The sequence below is a fragment of the Bradyrhizobium sp. 956_D2_N1_4 genome (assembly GCF_052076025.1).
Lineage (GTDB): Bacteria > Pseudomonadota > Alphaproteobacteria > Rhizobiales > Xanthobacteraceae > Bradyrhizobium > Bradyrhizobium barranii.
In genome coordinates this window covers 1,050,592-1,067,108 of sequence record NZ_CP197237.1, presented here as the reverse complement: position 1 = coordinate 1,067,108, position 16,517 = coordinate 1,050,592, and the positions used below count along the sequence as shown (strand labels likewise).

The 16,517-nt window shown below is 64.2% G+C and carries 15 protein-coding genes; 3 read left to right on the top strand and 12 right to left on the bottom strand.

The window, feature by feature from the left end:
- From AB7535_RS05025 to AB7535_RS05015, 3 genes are all read right to left on the bottom strand, one after another.
- On the bottom strand, positions 1-702 hold the full coding sequence (locus AB7535_RS05025; RefSeq protein ID WP_085404399.1) for a TetR/AcrR family transcriptional regulator: 702 nt from the start codon (positions 700-702) through the stop codon (positions 1-3).
- Between the two features lie 141 nt (positions 703-843).
- Positions 844-1,434, bottom strand: a complete 591-nt coding sequence (locus AB7535_RS05020; protein ID WP_085404400.1) for a thiamine pyrophosphate-dependent enzyme — start codon at positions 1,432-1,434, stop codon at positions 844-846.
- Positions 1,431-1,973: a phosphonopyruvate decarboxylase gene (locus AB7535_RS05015; RefSeq protein ID WP_439037233.1), complete on the bottom strand. Its 543-nt coding sequence runs from the start codon at positions 1,971-1,973 to the stop codon at positions 1,431-1,433. Before AB7535_RS05015 ends, AB7535_RS05020 begins: the two co-directional genes overlap by 4 nt.
- A gap of 108 nt (positions 1,974-2,081) precedes the next feature.
- On the opposite strand from AB7535_RS05015, the gene AB7535_RS05010 reads away from it, so the two are divergent.
- From AB7535_RS05010 to AB7535_RS05000, 3 genes are all read left to right on the top strand, one after another.
- Entirely contained in the window at positions 2,082-3,314 is a 1,233-nt protein-coding gene (locus AB7535_RS05010; RefSeq protein ID WP_014496967.1) for a cytochrome P450, read from the top strand.
- A gap of 75 nt (positions 3,315-3,389) precedes the next feature.
- Positions 3,390-4,607 (top strand): ornithine--oxo-acid transaminase, encoded by a 1,218-nt coding sequence (rocD, locus tag AB7535_RS05005; protein WP_085404402.1) that lies wholly within the window; start codon positions 3,390-3,392, stop codon positions 4,605-4,607.
- 543 nt (positions 4,608-5,150) lie between these two features.
- Positions 5,151-6,680 carry a Spy/CpxP family protein refolding chaperone gene (locus tag AB7535_RS05000; RefSeq protein WP_244623357.1) on the top strand — a complete coding sequence of 510 codons (1,530 nt, stop codon included), beginning with the start codon at positions 5,151-5,153 and terminating at the stop codon, positions 6,678-6,680.
- Between the two features lie 166 nt (positions 6,681-6,846).
- On the opposite strand, the gene AB7535_RS04995 is transcribed toward AB7535_RS05000, so the two are convergent.
- The 9 genes from AB7535_RS04995 to AB7535_RS04955 all read right to left on the bottom strand — a co-directional run bounded on the left by AB7535_RS04995 (position 6,847) and on the right by AB7535_RS04955 (position 16,406).
- Positions 6,847-7,092: a hypothetical protein gene (locus AB7535_RS04995; protein ID WP_343287559.1), complete on the bottom strand. Its 246-nt coding sequence runs from the start codon at positions 7,090-7,092 to the stop codon at positions 6,847-6,849.
- Between the two features lie 787 nt (positions 7,093-7,879).
- Positions 7,880-8,743: a sugar phosphate isomerase/epimerase family protein gene (locus tag AB7535_RS04990; protein WP_085404403.1), complete on the bottom strand. Its 864-nt coding sequence runs from the start codon at positions 8,741-8,743 to the stop codon at positions 7,880-7,882.
- On the bottom strand, positions 8,743-9,933 hold the full coding sequence (locus AB7535_RS04985; protein WP_085404404.1) for a dihydrodipicolinate synthase family protein: 1,191 nt from the start codon (positions 9,931-9,933) through the stop codon (positions 8,743-8,745). Before AB7535_RS04985 ends, AB7535_RS04990 begins: the two co-directional genes overlap by 1 nt.
- A gap of 136 nt (positions 9,934-10,069) precedes the next feature.
- Positions 10,070-11,221, bottom strand: a complete 1,152-nt coding sequence (locus tag AB7535_RS04980) for a Gfo/Idh/MocA family protein (RefSeq protein WP_085404405.1) — start codon at positions 11,219-11,221, stop codon at positions 10,070-10,072.
- Positions 11,222-11,226: 5 nt separating this feature from the next.
- Complete coding sequence (locus tag AB7535_RS04975; RefSeq protein ID WP_085404406.1) at positions 11,227-12,615, bottom strand: hypothetical protein; 1,389 nt, start codon at positions 12,613-12,615, stop codon at positions 11,227-11,229.
- 4 nt (positions 12,616-12,619) lie between these two features.
- Positions 12,620-13,468: an ABC transporter ATP-binding protein gene (locus AB7535_RS04970; RefSeq protein ID WP_085404407.1), complete on the bottom strand. Its 849-nt coding sequence runs from the start codon at positions 13,466-13,468 to the stop codon at positions 12,620-12,622.
- Positions 13,465-14,457: an ABC transporter substrate-binding protein gene (locus AB7535_RS04965; RefSeq protein ID WP_085404408.1), complete on the bottom strand. Its 993-nt coding sequence runs from the start codon at positions 14,455-14,457 to the stop codon at positions 13,465-13,467. Before AB7535_RS04965 ends, AB7535_RS04970 begins: the two co-directional genes overlap by 4 nt.
- A 62-nt stretch (positions 14,458-14,519) precedes the next feature.
- Positions 14,520-15,329, bottom strand: a complete 810-nt coding sequence (locus AB7535_RS04960; protein ID WP_071915912.1) for an ABC transporter permease — start codon at positions 15,327-15,329, stop codon at positions 14,520-14,522.
- A gap of 321 nt (positions 15,330-15,650) precedes the next feature.
- Positions 15,651-16,406, bottom strand: coding sequence for a TetR/AcrR family transcriptional regulator (locus AB7535_RS04955; protein WP_193560924.1), 756 nt, complete (start codon positions 16,404-16,406; stop codon positions 15,651-15,653).
- Positions 16,407-16,517: the final 111 nt, after the last annotated feature.

The following is a 16,517-nucleotide window of genomic DNA, read 5'->3' as shown; positions in this document are numbered from 1 at the left end:
TCATGCGCTTTCTGCAATCGCCGTCTTGCCCGCATCCGCGGCCTGATCGCGGCCCAAATGCGAAGCAATTGCGGCGTCGTTAAGTCCGATACCCCTCAGGAGAAACTCACAGAGCTGCCGCTCCAGATCGTTCGCCTTGCCGTAGACGAGGCAGGGCGTGGCCGGCAGCCTGGTCAGCGCAGCCATCATCACCGAATGATGCGCGAACCAGAACAGGTTGAGCGGATCGCCGCTGAACGGCCGCGCGTCACCGCTGGCAACCGCGCGCTCGAGCGAGGCGAGGAAGACCGCCCCGATCAGCTTCTCGATCTTGGCATATAGCAGACGGGCGAATTCGCCGTCATCCAGATGGCTGGTGGCCATCAGTCGCAGGCGCTGCGCCTCCTCCTGATCGGGCCCGTCGGCGATGTGGAGGAAATGCTGGACCATGCCGCGGATCAACTCGACCAGCGTGGCCGTCGAGGGCTCCCGCTCGAGCAGGTCCGTCAGTGCCGGATCGGCTTCGCACTCGTCGCTGAGGATCTCGGCGTAGAGCGCCGCCTTGGACGGAAAATGCTTGAACAGCAGCGCCTCGGAAATGGCAGCGGCGGCCGCCACGCTCTTGGTCGTGGTGCCGGTATAGCCGTGTCGGGCAAAGCAGCGTTTTGCGGCACCGAGGATCAATTGACGCCTCAGGTCGCTCGTCATTCGCAGTGAGCTCATGTTAGTGAGTAAGCACTCACCCACGCAAAAGTCAAGCAGAATGCTGCGACGCAACCTACGTGGGTGCAAACTTGTTGGAAAATGGTCACACTTCCCCGCCCGGAGGGCCCGGAACGTTGCTCAGGACGGAGCCAAGCAGGGCTAGATCGGCTGGAAGCCGAGATCGCCACGGATCCGGTTGACGATGTAAGTCCCGTCCCGGACTGGGAGAATCCGGTCCAGGCTGGCGCTATCGATCTTCACATTGGCAAATCGCGGCCCCGCCGAGACGTTGTGGACGGCTTTGGCGAAGGCCTCGACCTCGGCCATGGTCGAGATCGCGCGGGCGTCCCCGATGCCGCAGGCCCTGGCGACGCCGACGAGGTCGGCAGCTGCGGAGGTGTGGCTGGTCTGGCCACCGGTCTCGCCATAGGCCTCGTTGTCGAGCACCACGATCGAGAGGTTGGACGGCTTCTGCAGGCCGATGGTGGCAAGGCTCCCCATCCCCATCAGCATCTCGCCGTCGCCGGTGATGACCAGCACCGGCAGTTTTGGTTGCGCCAGCGCCAGACCAAGCCCGATCATCGCCGCGCCGCCCATGCCGCCCCAGAGGTAGAAGTTGCGCGCGTGGTCGCCAGCGGCACACATGTCGTTGGTGGAGGCCCCGAGGCCGCCGATTGCGACGACGTTCTTGCGGTTCGCAAGCAGGGTAGACACCACCTGGCGGCGGTCGAGGAGATTGGCCTTGCTCATTTGGTGAAAACCTTGGCGCCGATCAGGCGCTGCGACAGCAGGACGGCGGTGGGCGTGAGCGCGTTGTAGGCCTGCGCTGCGGCCGCCTCCAGCACGGCCGGCACCTCGGCCGCATTGGACGCGCGCAGCACCTGGACGCCAGAGAGCTCGAACACGCAATGCGTGGTCGATCCCATCGGCACCTGCCATGGATTGAACTCGCCCCACTCGCCGCGCATGGTCACGAGCGTCAGGAACGGAAAGCGCAGGATCGGGATCAGCGACAGCATGTTGATGCAATTGCCGACCCCGCTCGACTGCATCAGAAGCACGCCGCGCTGTCCGCCGGTCCAGGCCCCGGCCAGGAGCGCGACGCCCTCCTCCTCCGTCGTCAGCGGAATGCCGCGCATCGTGGTTGAGGCCAGCACGCGCTGAATCAACTTCGAATGGCCGGCGTCGGGCACGTAAGGCGCCTGCCGGACGTCGAAGCGTTGCAATGTCGCGAAAATATCGTCGGGCCAATGCGGGGCCGTGTCGGCAGCGTCAGCGCGGGCGTGCATTTTCCTGTCCGGTCGGCTTGCAAATCACGACACGACTGTAGACGGTGAGCCGAGCCGCTCGAAAGAGCGAAAACAGCATATCGGTCTCAACCGGCGAGTATGGCGGCGATGAACGCAAGTGCGAAAGAACTGGCGGCCAATTTCGATCTGGAGAAGCTGACACCCGAATTCTACGACGATCCCTACCCGACTTATCGTGCACTGCGGGAAAACGAGCCGGTCAAGCGCCTCCCCAACGGCACTGTGTTCCTGACCCGCTATGACGATCTCGTCACCACCTACAAGAACACAAAGTCGTTCAGTTCGGACAAGAAGCGCGAGTTCGCGCCGAAATACGGCGACACCCCGCTTTACGAGCACCACACCACGAGCCTCGTCTTCAACGACCCGCCCGCCCACACCCGCGTGCGCCGCCTGATCATGGGCGCGCTGTCGCCGCGCGCGATCGCGGGGATGGAGCCCGATATCGTCAAGCTGGTCGACGGCCTGCTCGATGCCATCGCCGCCAAGGGGGCTTGCGAGCTGATCGACGACTTCGCCGCGTCGATCCCCATCGAAGTGATCGGCAATCTGCTCGACGTTCCCCACGACGAACGCGAGCCGCTGCGCGACTGGTCGCTGGCGATCCTCGGTGCACTCGAGCCGGTGGTGTCGCCCGAAGTGGCTGCGCGCGGCAACAAGGCGGTAAAGGACTTCCTCGCCTATCTCGAAACCCTGGTCGCGCGCAGGCGCCAAAAGCCCGGCAATCCCGAGCGTGACGTGCTGACGCGCCTGATCCAGGGAGAAGGCAACGGCGAGGAAAACGGCGAGCGGCTGACGGAGAAGGAGCTGCTGCACAACTGCATCTTCCTGCTCAACGCCGGGCACGAGACCACCACCAATCTGATCGGCAACGGCCTCGTCGCGCTGCACCGGAATCCGGACCAGAAGCAGCGGCTGATCGAAAACTCCGACATGATCAAGACTGCCGTCGAGGAGATGCTGCGCTACGAGAGCTCGAACCAGCTCGGCAACCGCATGACGACAGAGAAGATCGAGCTCGGCGGCGTCATGCTCGACGCCGGCACGTCGGTGACGCTGTGCATCGGGGCGGCCAACCGCGATCCCGCCCAGTTTCCGGAGCCCGAACGCTTTGACATCGCGCGCACGCCGAACCGGCATCTCGCCTTCGCCACCGGCGCGCATCAATGCGCCGGCATGGCGCTGGCGCGACTCGAAGGCGCGATTGCGATCTCGCGCTTCCTGGCGCGCTTCCCGAACTATGCCGTGAGCGGCCATCCGGTGCGGGGCGGACGGGTGCGGTTCCGCGGCTTCCTGAGCGTGCCCTGCTCTATAGGTTGAGGCCCGCGGGCATCGTTTCGAACGAGCGACGCATTATCTGTTAGAATGCGTAAGACACGTGAGCTGGAGTGACGAATGAGTAGTCCGCCAGTCGCTGATTTCATCTCGAGGGAGGCGCGCTTCGGCGCCCGCAATTACGAGCCGCTTGGCGTTGTCCTGTCGCGCGGCGAAGGCGTTTTCGTTTGGGACACCCAGGGCAACCGATATCTGGATTGCCTCTCCGCCTATTCGGCGGTCAACCAGGGCCATTGCCACCCGAAAATCCTGGCCGCCATGGTCGAGCAGGCCGGCCGATTGACCCTGACCTCGCGTGCATTCCACAACGACCAGCTCGCTCCCTTCTACGAGGAGATCGCGGAACTCACCGGCTCTCACAAGGTGCTGCCGATGAACAGCGGAGCCGAAGCCGTTGAGAGCGCGATCAAGTCCGTGCGCAAATGGGGCTATGAGGTGAAGGGGGTGCCCGACGGGCAAGCCGAGATCATCGTCTGCGCCAACAATTTCCATGGACGCACCCTCGGCATCGTCGGCTTCTCGACCGACGCGGCCACGCGCGAACATTTCGGCCCCTTTGCGCCGGGCTTCAAAATCATTCCCTTCGGCGATCTCGCCGCGCTGGAAGACGCAATCACGCCGAACACCGTCGCCTTCCTGGTCGAACCCATCCAGGGCGAAGCCGGAGTCATCATTCCACCGGCAGGCTATTTCACGGGGGTGCGCGAGCTCTGCACGGCGCACGACGTGATGCTGATCCTCGACGAGATCCAGACTGGACTCGGCCGCACCGGCAAGCTGCTTGCGGAACAGCACGAGGGCATCGAGGCGGATGTGACGCTGCTCGGCAAAGCTTTGTCCGGCGGTTTCTATCCCGTCTCGGCCGTGCTTTCCAACAACGAGGTCCTCGGCACGCTGAAACCAGGTCAGCATGGCTCAACATTCGGTGGCAATCCGCTCGCCTGCGCGGTGGCGCGGGCGGCGCTCCGCGTTCTCGTCGAGGAAGGGATGATCGAGAACGCTGCGGTGCAAGGTGAGCGCTTCCTGAAAGGCCTCAGAAGCATCCGCGCCAACACGGTGCGCGACGTGCGCGGACGCGGGCTGATGCTGGCGGTCGAGCTCAACCCTGAAGCCGGCCGTGCGCGCCGCTACTGTGAGGCTCTGCAGACCGAAGGCATCCTCGCCAAGGATACCCACGAGCACACGATCCGCTTCGCCCCGCCGCTGGTGATTACCAGTGACCAGGTTGATTGGGCCTTGGAGAGAATCGCTGCCACCCTGACGCAGGATTTCGCCTGAGCTCTGCCTGCGTCGGAAGACCGCAAGGCCGCGGGCAGTCAACAACGAACGATTTCGCCACCTGCGCGTTGAACGGTTCCGGGCGACTGGGACGAGCGTGGAGTTGCGATCATGCTTCCGCGTGCCGTGTGCCTTTCGGCGTTTTTGGTCGGTGTGTCGATGCTCACGGCGAGCGTCGGTGCGTCCGCCCAGGACCATCATGGTCGGGGTGGGCCGCCGGGAGCGGCTGCCCGACCGGCAGCGCCGCCTGCGATGGCCCGACCGGCGGCGCCACCTGCGATGGCGCGTCCCGCTGCGCCGGCATTTCATCCTCCGGCCATGCCGCAGCGACCGGCCATGGCGCCGAGTCCGGCGCCTCGCATGGCCTCACCGCCACCGCGCCCGGCCCCGCACTTCGCGGCACCACCGCAGCGAGCTGCCCCGCACGTGGCGGCACCGCGACCTGAATTCCATCGCGCGCCGGCAGCTCCGCAACGTCCGGCGATGGCACCGCCGCCGACGCCGCATATTGCCGCCCCCTCACACCCCAGCGCGCCGCCGGCCGTGAGCGAGCGGCCGGAACGGCCGCGCGAGACGCTGTCGCGCCAAGCCTCGGAACGCCAGGGCCGCATCGACCGCTTGCAACAGCGTGTGCAGACATTGCAGTCGCAAAAGCCGGAAGGCGCGGGAGCGCAACGCGAGCAGCAGCGATTGCTGCAGTCGCAGAATAGGCTGCTGGAGCGCGAGCAGCGCGTACAACAGCGTGAGCAGCACGTCGAGCAGGGACAGCGCGAGATGCTGTCGCGCCAGACCGCGGAGCGCCAGACCCGCATCGATCGCCTCCAGCAGCGTGTGCAGACGTTGCAGTCGCAAAAGCCGGACGGCGCACGCGCGCAACGCGCACAAGAACGCGCGCTGCAGGCGCAGAACCGTCTGCTGCAGCACGAGCAACGGGCGCAGCAAATCGATCTGGCGCGCCAGCAGAGGCTGGGGCTGCAGGCCCCCGCTGCATCAGTTGCAGCGGCGGCCGCCGCGCGCGGGCGGTTTGCCGCGCACTTCCGCGAGCGGGCGGCCGGACAAACCCAGGCGGCCCTCGTCGCCCGCCACAGCGGCTGGGCTCCCCGGCAGGCCTGGCGACACCGCCATCCCGCGGTGTTCGTGGCATGGCTTGGGCCCGTGTTCTGGCCTTACGCCTATTCCGACATTTTTGACTACACGTTCTGGTCCTATGCCTACGAGCCCGGCTATTGGGCGTACGCGTATGACGACTTCGTCGACACCATGTTCTGGGGCGATGACAGCCCCTATTCCGCCTATGCCAGCACCAACCCGAATGACTATCCGCAAGCCGGCGGCGGCACCCGCGCGCGCCAGCGCGCCAGCGTGAGCCCGCAAACGCTGCAGCAATTGTGCGGCACACCGGACAAGGGCGTCACCGCTTGGCCGCTTGACGATATCACGCGGGCAGTGCGGCCGACGGCGGAGCAACGCGCGCTGCTCGACGCGTTGAAGACCGCGGCGGCCAACGCCGCCGGTGTTTTCAAGGACTCCTGCGCAGAGACATATGCACTGACGCCGCCTGGCCGCTTGCGGGCGATGATGAACCGCGTCAGCGCGACACTGGATGCTGTCAAGATCGTGCGACCGGCACTGGAGACTTTTTACAACTCGCTCAGTGACGAGCAGCAGGCCCGCTTCAACGCGCTCGGCCCCAAAATCGGCGACCGCTCGCCTCGGCAGCAGGAAGCCAATGCCCAGGAAGCCAGTGCCGAAGGCTGCGGCGATCCGAAGTCCGGCCTGACCCAGTTGCCGATCCAGAGGATCGAGGCTGTCCTCCACCCCGCGGGCAAGCAGAAGGAAGCGCTCGACCGCCTCGGCGAGGCGACGGCGAAGGGCGTTGAGGGCCTACAGGCGGCCTGTCCGAACGATGTACCGCTGACGCCGGTCGGACGACTAGAGGCGATGCAGCACCGGCTCGAGGCCATGCTTCAGGCCGCCAAGCTGGTCGAGCCCGCCCTGGACGAGTTCTATGCCACGCTGAGCAGCGAGCAGAAGGCGCGCTTCAACACGCTGCAACAGCTCGCAGGCCCGTGACGGCAGCAGCGTCGCATTCCCTCGTTGCAATGTGCGCAGCGGCCGAGCGACGCGGGGTGCCATCATCGCCCTGCTCCACAGTTCGGCCAGAACATACGTGTCCGGGCCGCTTCTCTCTGTGAGAAATGCGGTGGCACGGAATGCAAACAACCGCCTCGCCTTGACCTCACGCGACGGAAATCGTCTTCGGTCCAGCGTCAGTCGCGGTTGGGATCGCTTGAGGCCGCTCTTTCTCATCCGAGCTGATGGCGCTGCATTGCTGGGAGTGAGCAGACAACTCAAGATCGGCCAGGTGGTCCCAGTATTCTGCTTCTGCGAGCAGCTTCCATTTGTTCATGCTGTTGTACGCGGCCTGTTGGCGGCACAGCGAACTCATCGCACGCAAGCGCTGCACTCTCTCCACTGCCTCCACTGCGAACCTCCCTTCGCGCCAGCTTGTTTACAAGCGCACTTATGTTGTCACAATTTCGCAGATTGAATTGACGAGTGATAGTCCGGTGTTTGACGGTCAATCGATGATAGCGCAATCGTCTGACTTTTCACCGACGTGAGCAGCTCCAGCCTGAGAGCTAGTCGAAGTTCTCAGCGCCGTAGCCCCTTCGGCCAGCGCTGTACGCAGGCACGCAACAAGACTCGCGTCGGACGACGGGTTCCCAAGTCGCTGGTGCATTCCATTTCAGGACTGAAATCTTAATTGTCAGCGGCCTTCCCGGGATAGTGGTTAGCTGGCGATTAGACCGGGCCGGACAAGGTTTGATCCCGAAACTATTTTGGCCCGGCACATTGGACTGCAAGACCGCCTTCGGGCGGTCTTTCCTTATTGCCGCAATAGAACGGGCCTGGGGCTGGAACACGCCGGGGCCTCCGGCAAAAGTCGCTAGCCTTGCCCCGCCGATCACAACAATGGCCCCGACGATTGCGCGCCGGGGCCATTCAAGATCATCAGGCGTGGGTACATCCGCCGTGCCTGCCGATCGTTGATGCCACTGATTACCGCATCCGATCTGGCGCAGACCGTGGCGAGGCTGCGGCATCGGGATGATATCATTCTGCCTGAAAGCTGACGGCTGTCCACCTCTCGTTGGTGGTACTCCAACCGGCTCGCTGAGCGAGCCCGCCGCTTCGGTGCCGTGAAGGGGAAGGCGCGCTTCAACACGCGGCAACAAGTCGCAAGCCCGTGAGGACAGCGCGCGTGGGAGCTAGACCACCGTCCTGTGCCGCGTAATGCACGTGCGCAGCACCTCGTCCATCGGCTTGCTCCACCAGTCGTTGGAGAAGATCTCGATCTCCGAATAACCGGCATAGCCTTGCGCTTCGACAGCGGCGCGCGCCGATTTGATGTCGATCACGCCGTCGCCCATCATGCCGCGGTCGTTGAGGATGTCCCTGGTCGGCACCAGCCAGTCGCAGACATGGAAGGCCAGCAGGCGATCCTTGCCGGCACGCGCGATCTGGGCCATCAGCTCCGGATCCCACCAGATGTGATAGACGTCGAGCGCGACGCCAAGCATGCCGCTGCGGCCCGGGTCGAGCCGATCGCAGATGTCGAGCGCCTGTTTCGTCGTGTTCACGCAGGCGCGGTCGGCAGCGTAGGCCGGATGCAAGGGCTCGATCGCCAGCGGCAGCTTTGCCTGTCTGGCATAGTCGAGCATCTCGGCGAGAGCCTCCTCGACCTGACCGCGCGCTGCGACGATGTCCTTGGACGCCTCGCTGCCCGGCCGCGAATATTGCGGCAGACCGCCGACGACGAGAACGATGCAGGGCGCGCCCAGCGCCTTGGCTTCGTCGACGCAGCGGCGGTTGTCGTCGCGCACTTCGCCGCGACGCGATGCGTCCGAGGTGAACATGCCGCCGCGGCAATAGCCCGACAGCTCGAGGCCGGCGTCGCGCACCGCGCGTGCGGCGCGGTCGAGACCGACGGCAGCGACCTGATCGCGCCAGGGGTCGATGGCGCGGATGCCATGCTTCGCACAGGCGTCGATGATCTCGACGAGGTCACCCTGCTTGCGGACCGTCGCCGTGTTGAGCGACAGCCAGCGATGGTCGGACGAAAAATCGCGCATCAGGAGTCCAGCCCGTGAGAGGCCAGCACTGTTTTCATGCGACGGGTCGCCAGTTCGGGGTTGGCCAGCAGCCCGGCCTGATCGGCGAGGCGGAACAGCTCGGCCAGATGCAGCATCGAGCGCGCGCTCTCCTGTCCCCCGACCATGGTGAAATGATCCTGGTGGCCGTTGAGATAGGCCATGAACACCACGCCGGTCTTGTAGAAGCGCGTCGGCGCCTTGAAGATATGACGCGACAGCGGCACGGTCGGCCCCAGCACGTCGTGGAAGCCGGCCTCGTCGCCTGCCGCGAGGCGTGACAACGCATAAGAGGCAGCCGGCGCGATGGCATCGAAGATGCCGAGCAGTGCGTGCGAAAAGCCCTGGTCGTCGCCGGCGATTAGCTCCGCGTAGTTGAAATCGTCGCCGGTGTACATCTTGATGCGCTTGTCCAGGCGCCTGCGCATGTCGATCTCGCGCTGCTTGTCGAGTAGCGAAACCTTGACGCCGTCAACCTTGGCCGCGTTGTTGTTGATGATGGCCACCGCAACGTCCATCGCCTTGTCCAGGTCCTTGGTGCCCCAATATCCGGTCAGAGCGGGATCGAACATATCGCCGAGCCAGTGGATGATCACGGGCTCGCGGACCTGCGACAGCACGCGGTTGTAGACCTTGGCGTAATCGTCGGCGCTGCGGCCGAGTTTTGCGAGAGCACGCGACGCCATCAGGATGATGCGGCCGCCGACCTTCTCGACGGCCGAGAGCTGCTCCTCATAGGCGCGAATGACGTCGTCGAGGCTCTTGGCATCCTCGACCGCAAGATGATCCGTACCTGCGCCGGAGAACACCAGCGCATTGCGCCGCTTGGCGGCACCGACCGAACGTGTGATCAGCTCCAGCGAGGTCGGCCAGTCCAGCCCCATCCCACGCTGCGCGGTGTCCATGGCTTCGGCGACGCCGAGGCCGAGGTCCCAGACATGCTCGCGGAAGGCGATGGTCTTGTCCCAGTCGATGGCAGCCGAGAGCCAGGGATCGTTGTCCGCAAAGGGATCGACAACCGTGTGCACGGCCGAGAACGCGATGCGGTTCAAAGGTCCTTCGAGCTTCGCGGGGAACGTTCGCGACGCCGCGAGCCGGTAGGTCTCGATCGAACGATCCGCTTTCGGGAGCTTGAGCGACAATGACGACATTGGTTGGACGGGTTTGTTCATGATTTCAGACCTCTCCCCGTCATTGCGAGGAGCGAAGCGACGAAGCAATCCAGACCGTCGCCGCGGAGGGACTCTGGATTGCTTCGCTTCGCTCGCAATGACGGCTTGGTAAACATCGCGGCTTATCCAACTGACCTCAGGCCTCGATCGGGGCGACGTCGATCCAGCGCCGCTCCTTCCAGCTCTTCAGCGCGCATTCGGCGAGTTGCACGCCCTTGACGCCTTCGAGCAGCGTGAACTTGTAGGGCGCGTCCTCGTAGACGTGGCGGATGAACATCTCCCACTGCTCCTTGAAGCCGTTGTCGTAGGTGACGTTGTCAGGCAGCTTCTGCCAGTCGCCGTAGAAGTCGTGCAGCCGCTTCTCGTCGGGATTCCACACCGGCCGGGGCGTTGCCTGCCGCGCCTGGATCATGCAATCCGACAGGCCCGCGACCGCCGAGCCGTGTGTGCCGTCGACCTGGAAGGTGACGAGGTCGTCGCGATAGACGCGCGTCACCCAGGACATGTTGATGTGCGCGATGACGCCGCCCTCGAGCTGGAAGGTCGCGTAGGCGGAATCATCCGCGGTCGCCTTGTACTTCTTGCCCTGCTCGTCAAAACGCTCGGGGATGTCGGTGTTGCCGATGCAGACCACGCTCTGGACGTTGCCGAACAGGTTGTCGAGCACGTAGCGCCAGTGGCAGACCATGTCGAGGATGATGCCGCCGCCGTCCTCGTCGCGGTAGTTCCAGGACGGCCGCTGCGCCTCCTGCCAGCCGCCTTCGAACACCCAATAGCCGAATTCGCCGCGCACCGAGAGGATGCGGCCGAAGAAGCCGGAGTCGCGCAGGAAGGCGATCTTCTTCAGGCCCGGCAGGAACAGCTTGTCCTGCACCGTGCCATGCTTGACGCCCTTTGCGTTGGCGAGCTTGACGACCTCGAGCGCCTCCTCGAAATTCGTCGCGATCGGCTTCTCGCAATAGACGTGCTTGCCGGCGTTGATGGCCTGGGTCAGCAGACCGGGCCGCGCCTGCGTGGTCGCGGCGTCGAAGAACATGGTGTCGTTCTTGTCCGCGAGCGCAGCATCGAGATCGGTGGTCCAGCGCGTGATGTTGTAGCGCTTGGCGAGGGCTTCGACCTTGTCGGCGCTGCGGCCGACCAGGATCGGATCGGGCATCACGCGGTCGCCGTTCTTCAGCCGGACGCCGCCCTGCTCGCGAATCGCGACGATCGAGCGGATCAGATGCTGGTTGAGACCCATGCGGCCGGTAACGCCGTTCATGATGAGGCCGAGGCGTTGGGTGGTCATGCCAATTACTCCCAAGGTGATTTTGGCTGTTCGAGCGGGCGGAGCGCCGACCAGTCCGGATGGACCGACGTCGCAAAGCCCGTTGCATGGAGCGATCCCGTCAGGAGATCGCCGTTTTGAATGGAGAGGCGGATGCCCTGCCCGGCATCGGCGTAGAGATCGGGATGCGCGAGCGCGAAAGCCTGCGCTTCAGCGGTCGGCGTCTCGCCAAATCCGTCGACATAGTGATGGCCGTTGCGCTCCGCATGGGTGACGCCGATGAAGGCGCCGAGCGCGAGATCCTGCTGCACGGCAAGGCCGGCCTGGCAGGTCAGGTCCTCGCCCGTCACGAAGAACCGCGCGCCGCCCGCGCTCCATTTCGACGCGCGCGTCGCGTTGACGATGGATTTGTAGAGGCCCTTGCAGGACTTCGAGGAAATGCCGCAATAGCCGCGCGCACGCGCCGCCGGGAAGGCATCGTAGGAATCGTCGGCCTCGTCGATGATGAAGCCGTGCGCGGCGAGCGAGCCGAGCGGGCATTGCCGGGTGATGTCTCGCGGCATCGGCTGTTCGACATAGAGCAAGCGCGAGGCGATCGGGCGCAGCGCGGAATCACGATCAAGCCGATCCATCAGTGCCTGTAGTGCGGCAAGATCGGCGTACTGCTCGTTCGCGTCGAGCGTCACCTTGTAGTCGCGCCCGAGCGTGTCGAGTTCCTTGCCGATCCGCGCCAGCCGTCCTGCATCGGCAGCGGGATCGCCCGACAGTTTCAGCTTGAAGTAATACGCACCGGCGTTCTCGCGTGCATCGGCAACACCGCCCTCACCTTCGACGGTATCGTCGAGGCCCACGGTGTGCCTGATGGCAACGCGCGGCAGCGGCTTCCGGCCGGCGAGAAACGCCGTGAGGTCCGCTTCCTTGAGGTCCGGCGAAAGCCGTGCATCGATGCCGGCAATGTTGCCGGCCATCCCGTCGAAAAAGTTGGTCTCGCCTGCGCGGAGCAGTGCGTCGAGGATCGCCTTGTCGATCTCCGCCGGGCCATAAGCCGCCGCAAGCGCTGGAATATTCTTCTTTGCACAAGTCGCGACCTGGGCACCGATGCACGAGGCATGCAGATCGAACGCCGTCAAGAATCCAGTCCGCGCAAGATAAAGGCCCCGCGCAATTTCCAGCGAACGCCGCAGGCCGTCGACCGTCTGCGCCGGCGACAGCTCCGGCCGCTTGTCGAACCATTTTGGCACCAGCAGCTCGGCACTGGCGCCGACCGCATTCCCGCTGCCCTCGACCTCGATCTCGACCCGCACGAACAGCTGCGGCGTTGCATTGATGGTGATCGCGCCAAAGCGGAACGGCCGCGCAAAATGCACGGGACGTTCAAAGAACGCGATGTCTCGCAGCTTCAGGCGCGGCGCCATGACTTTAATCCAGCGAACCTTGCGAGAAAAAATGCCTGCGGATGCGTTGCACGAGCTCGGTGAAGACAGGATCGGCCATTACATCGAGCGAGCGCGGGCGCGGCAGCGGCACGTCGTAGATCGCCGCGATCGCGCCGGGCCGCTCGGTCATGACCAGCACGCGGTCGGCGAGGAACACGGCCTCGGGAATCGAATGCGTGATCAGGAGCACCGTCTTCCTAGTCTCGCGCTGGATCCGCATCAGCTCGACATTCATGCGCTCGCGCGTCAACGCGTCGAGTGCGCCGAACGGCTCGTCCATCAGCATGATCTTGGGATCGTGCACCAACGCGCGACAGATCGAGGCGCGCTGCTGCATGCCGCCCGAGAGCTGCCAGGGCAGCTTCTTCTCGAAACCTTCGAGGCCGACCAGCTTCAACAGCGCCTTGGCGCGATCGAGATAGTGTTGTCGCGGCAGCCGCTTCATGTCGATCGGCAGCATCACGTTCGCGAGGATGTTGCGCCAGGGCAGCAGCAGCGCGTTCTGGAAGACGATGCCGACATTGCCGTGCGGCTTCGTCACCTTCTCACCCTCGACCAGGACCTCGCCTGATGTCGGCGGCAGCAACCCCGAGATCAGCTTGAGTAGCGTGGACTTGCCGCAGCCGCTTGGGCCGACCACGACGAAGAACTCGCCGTCATTGATGTGGAAGTCGAGCGGACGCAGCGACGGCACGTCGCCGTCGCGCGTCCGGTAGGTTTTCGACACGCCGGACAGTTTGATGCCCGACGCATCGCCGGCAGCCCGGTCGCTCACCAGTCTCAGATGCGCGGCGTGCTGCACGATTTCGCTCACGACTGCGGCTTGCTTCACGATCCGCTCTTCGGCAGATAATCGTTGGTGTAGAAGGCCTTCGGGTTCTCCTTGGCCTTGGCATCCAGTCCGCCATATTCGACCATCAGATTGACGGAGTCCGTCATGTTCTGGTCGGTGACCTGGAACGGCCGCTTGCTCTTGGTCTCCGCGGTCCGGTAGAGCGGAATGGTCAGCTCAAAGCCCTGCGTCAGGGTGTCGATCTTGCCGCCCTTGGGGTTGGCATCGAGGATCGATTGCGCAGCCGCTTTCGGCTCCTTCTCGGCGGCTTCGACCGCCTTGGTCGTCGCCGACATGAAACGGCGGACGAGATCGGCATTGGCCTTCACATAGTCGGCGTTGGCGATGATGCCCGAGGAGACCATGTTGATGCCGTAGTCAGCGAACTTGATCGGATAGACGTCCTTGCCGGTGGCGTCCTTGATCTTCATCGACTGGTCCATGACGTAGCCGAGCAACAGATCGGCCTGGCCGTTGATGACGGCGTTGAGCTTGGTCTGGCCGTCGCCGGCAACGGTCTGGAAGTCGCTTTCCTTCAGGCCGGTCTTCTTCAGGAACAGCGGCCAGATCTGGGTCATGGAATCGGCCGGCGTGATCGCCACCGTCTTGCCCTTGATGTCCTCCGGCTTCTTGATGTTCTTGTCGGCAAAGCCCATGGCGGACATCGGGCTGGTCTGGAGCAGCACGCCGGTCGCGACGACAGGTGCGCCCTTGATCGCGGCGCGCATCATGGTGGGGACGTCGACATAGCCGAAATCGGCGGTCTTGGCGGCCACGGCCTGCGTGGTCGCAGCCGAGCCGCGGCCTTCCTGGATTTCGAGGTCGATGCCTTCGGCCGCGTAAATGCCCTTGGCTTTGCCGTAATAGAACGGCGCGTGCTCGCCATAGACGTACCAGTTCAGCATCAGCACGACCTTGTCGGCGGCCTGCGCGGGCATCGCCGCAAACACCATCAGCGCAGCCGAGACAGCTCCTATCCACCGCTTCATCGTTTCTCTCCCTTGCCCTTGTTGCGTCGGCCGTTGATGGCCGTTCGTTGCCTTAGTTTTTGTTACGAGGCGAAAATCACGTCTTCACGCTGGCTGACATGCCAGGGAATGACCAGCTTCTCGATCCGGTCCACGATCCAGAACAGGATCACGCCGAGCAGCGCCAGGATCACCAGCGCCGCGAACATCGTCGGCAGATCGAACGTGCCGATCGAGCGCTGCATCACGTAGCCGATGCCGGAATTGGAGCCGACGAACTCGCCGACGACGGCGCCGACCACGGCAAGCGTCACCGACACTTTGAGGCCTGAGAAGATCGCCGGCAGCGCATGCGGCAGGTTCACCGCGAGGAAAACCCGGAACCGGCTGCCCTGCATGGCGCGGGCGAGATCGACCATATCAGGATCGACCGATTTGAAGCCCTGCACGGCGGAGACCACCACCGGGAAGAAACCGAGCAGGAAGGCTGAAATCACTTTGGGAATGATGCCGAAGCCAAACCAGACCACGAACAGCGGCGCGATCGCGATCTTCGGCACGGATTGCGAGAACACCAGCAGCGGATAGACATAGCTCTCCACCGTCTTCGAGCCCGCGATCAGCATCGCGACGGGAATGCCGAACAGCGCCGACAGCAGGAAGCCGCAGACGGTGGCATAGGTGGTCGGCCAGGACTGGCGCAGCAGTTCCGGCCATTCGGTGCGCAGCACCGCGACGACGTCGGCCGGCGCCGGGATCTGATAGGCGGGAATTTTGAACAGCCGGATTGCGAGGTCCCAGGCGACGACGATGAAAACCAGGAACAAAAACGGCCGGACCCAGGCCGCATTCAGCATCTTGGATACCGCACCTTGCGGCTTCAACTCAGCCACGTCTCACTCCCGGCATTCTTCTTCGTTCGGGGGAGAAATTAACTCGTTGGATAAATACTGTCCAGAGCTTTCCCTGTGACGTTTTGTGCCGGTTCCTGGCCTCCTCTCGTGTCCCGGACGTGCTGCTGCGCTACGTCCGGGGCACGAGACCGCCTCACCCTCGGTGTCATTCCCCGCGAAGGCGGGGAATCCAGTACGCCGCGGCTTCTCGGTTCAATCTCAACCGTCTCTGGAATACTGGATTGCCCGCCTTCGCGGGCAATGACGGCGGAGATTGAGGAAACGACGGACGATTGGTCCGCCAACGCGCGGACTAGGCCGCTAAACCGTCTGCGCGACCGCGCTGCGCGACTTCGGCGCCTTGGCGATCTCGAACAGCGCGGTCGATCGGCCCGTCAGCGCGGCCAGCACGAGGCCGACCATGTGCGAAAGCCGTTCGTCCTTGGCTTTCTTGTCCAGCAGGTCGCGGCCGAAGATCACGCTCAACGTGGCCGAATTGGAGAGATAGAAGAAGCAGAGCCCCGCGATCGAGATGTAGAGCTGCACCGGATCGACCGCGACCTGGAAGTCGCCGCTGTCGACGCCGCGCAGCACCACGGTGCGGATCATCTCGACGAAGGGCGAGTGCATCGACTTGACCTTGGTCGAGCGCTTGAGGTGCTTTGCGCGCGCGAGGTTCTCGGTCTGGAGCAGCGACAGGAATTCCGGGTTGCGCAGGAAGTAGTTCCAGGTGAACTCGATCAGGCGCCGGATCGCTTCGGGCGGATCGAGATGCTCGAGATCCAGCCCCCGCTCCTCGCTGCGGATCTTGTCATAGGCGCCTTCGAGCACCGCGAGATAGAGCTCGTCCTTGTTGCCGACGTGATAGTAGAGCATGCGCTTGTTGGCGCCGGCCTTCGCCGCGATGCGGTCGACACGCGCGCCCGCGAGCCCGTGGGTGGAGAATTCCTGCTTGGCAGCCTCGAGAATGCGCAGCCGCATCCCCTCGGGGTCGCGCTGCCATTTCAGAGTTCGCTTTGCCGTTGCTTTCGCCAAACCGGGTGCCCGCTGGGTGATCGTCCAGATCGCATTTATCATGCGCGAGGCCCGCCGCATAGTTTCGTCATTGCGAGCGCAGCGAAGCAATCCAGACTGCCACCGCGAAGACAGCCTGGATTGCTTCGTCGCAAGAGCTCCTCGCAATGACGA

Bases quoted from the DNA above. Each gene is read 5' to 3' on its own strand.
- AB7535_RS05025 (WP_085404399.1), bottom strand. From the start codon at position 702: ATGAGCTCACTGCGAATGACGAGCGACCTGAGGCGTCAATTGATCCTC.
- AB7535_RS05020 (WP_085404400.1), bottom strand. From the start codon at position 1,434: ATGAGCAAGGCCAATCTCCTCGACCGCCGCCAGGTGGTGTCTACCCTG.
- AB7535_RS05015 (WP_439037233.1), bottom strand. From the start codon at position 1,973: ATGCACGCCCGCGCTGACGCTGCCGACACGGCCCCGCATTGGCCCGAC.
- AB7535_RS05010 (WP_014496967.1), top strand. From the start codon at position 2,082: ATGAACGCAAGTGCGAAAGAACTGGCGGCCAATTTCGATCTGGAGAAG.
- rocD (WP_085404402.1), top strand. From the start codon at position 3,390: ATGAGTAGTCCGCCAGTCGCTGATTTCATCTCGAGGGAGGCGCGCTTC.
- AB7535_RS04990 (WP_085404403.1), bottom strand. From the start codon at position 8,743: ATGCGCGATTTTTCGTCCGACCATCGCTGGCTGTCGCTCAACACGGCG.
- AB7535_RS04985 (WP_085404404.1), bottom strand. From the start codon at position 9,933: ATGAACAAACCCGTCCAACCAATGTCGTCATTGTCGCTCAAGCTCCCG.
- AB7535_RS04980 (WP_085404405.1), bottom strand. From the start codon at position 11,221: ATGACCACCCAACGCCTCGGCCTCATCATGAACGGCGTTACCGGCCGC.
- AB7535_RS04975 (WP_085404406.1), bottom strand. From the start codon at position 12,615: ATGGCGCCGCGCCTGAAGCTGCGAGACATCGCGTTCTTTGAACGTCCC.
- AB7535_RS04965 (WP_085404408.1), bottom strand. From the start codon at position 14,457: ATGAAGCGGTGGATAGGAGCTGTCTCGGCTGCGCTGATGGTGTTTGCG.
- AB7535_RS04955 (WP_193560924.1), bottom strand. From the start codon at position 16,406: ATGATAAATGCGATCTGGACGATCACCCAGCGGGCACCCGGTTTGGCG.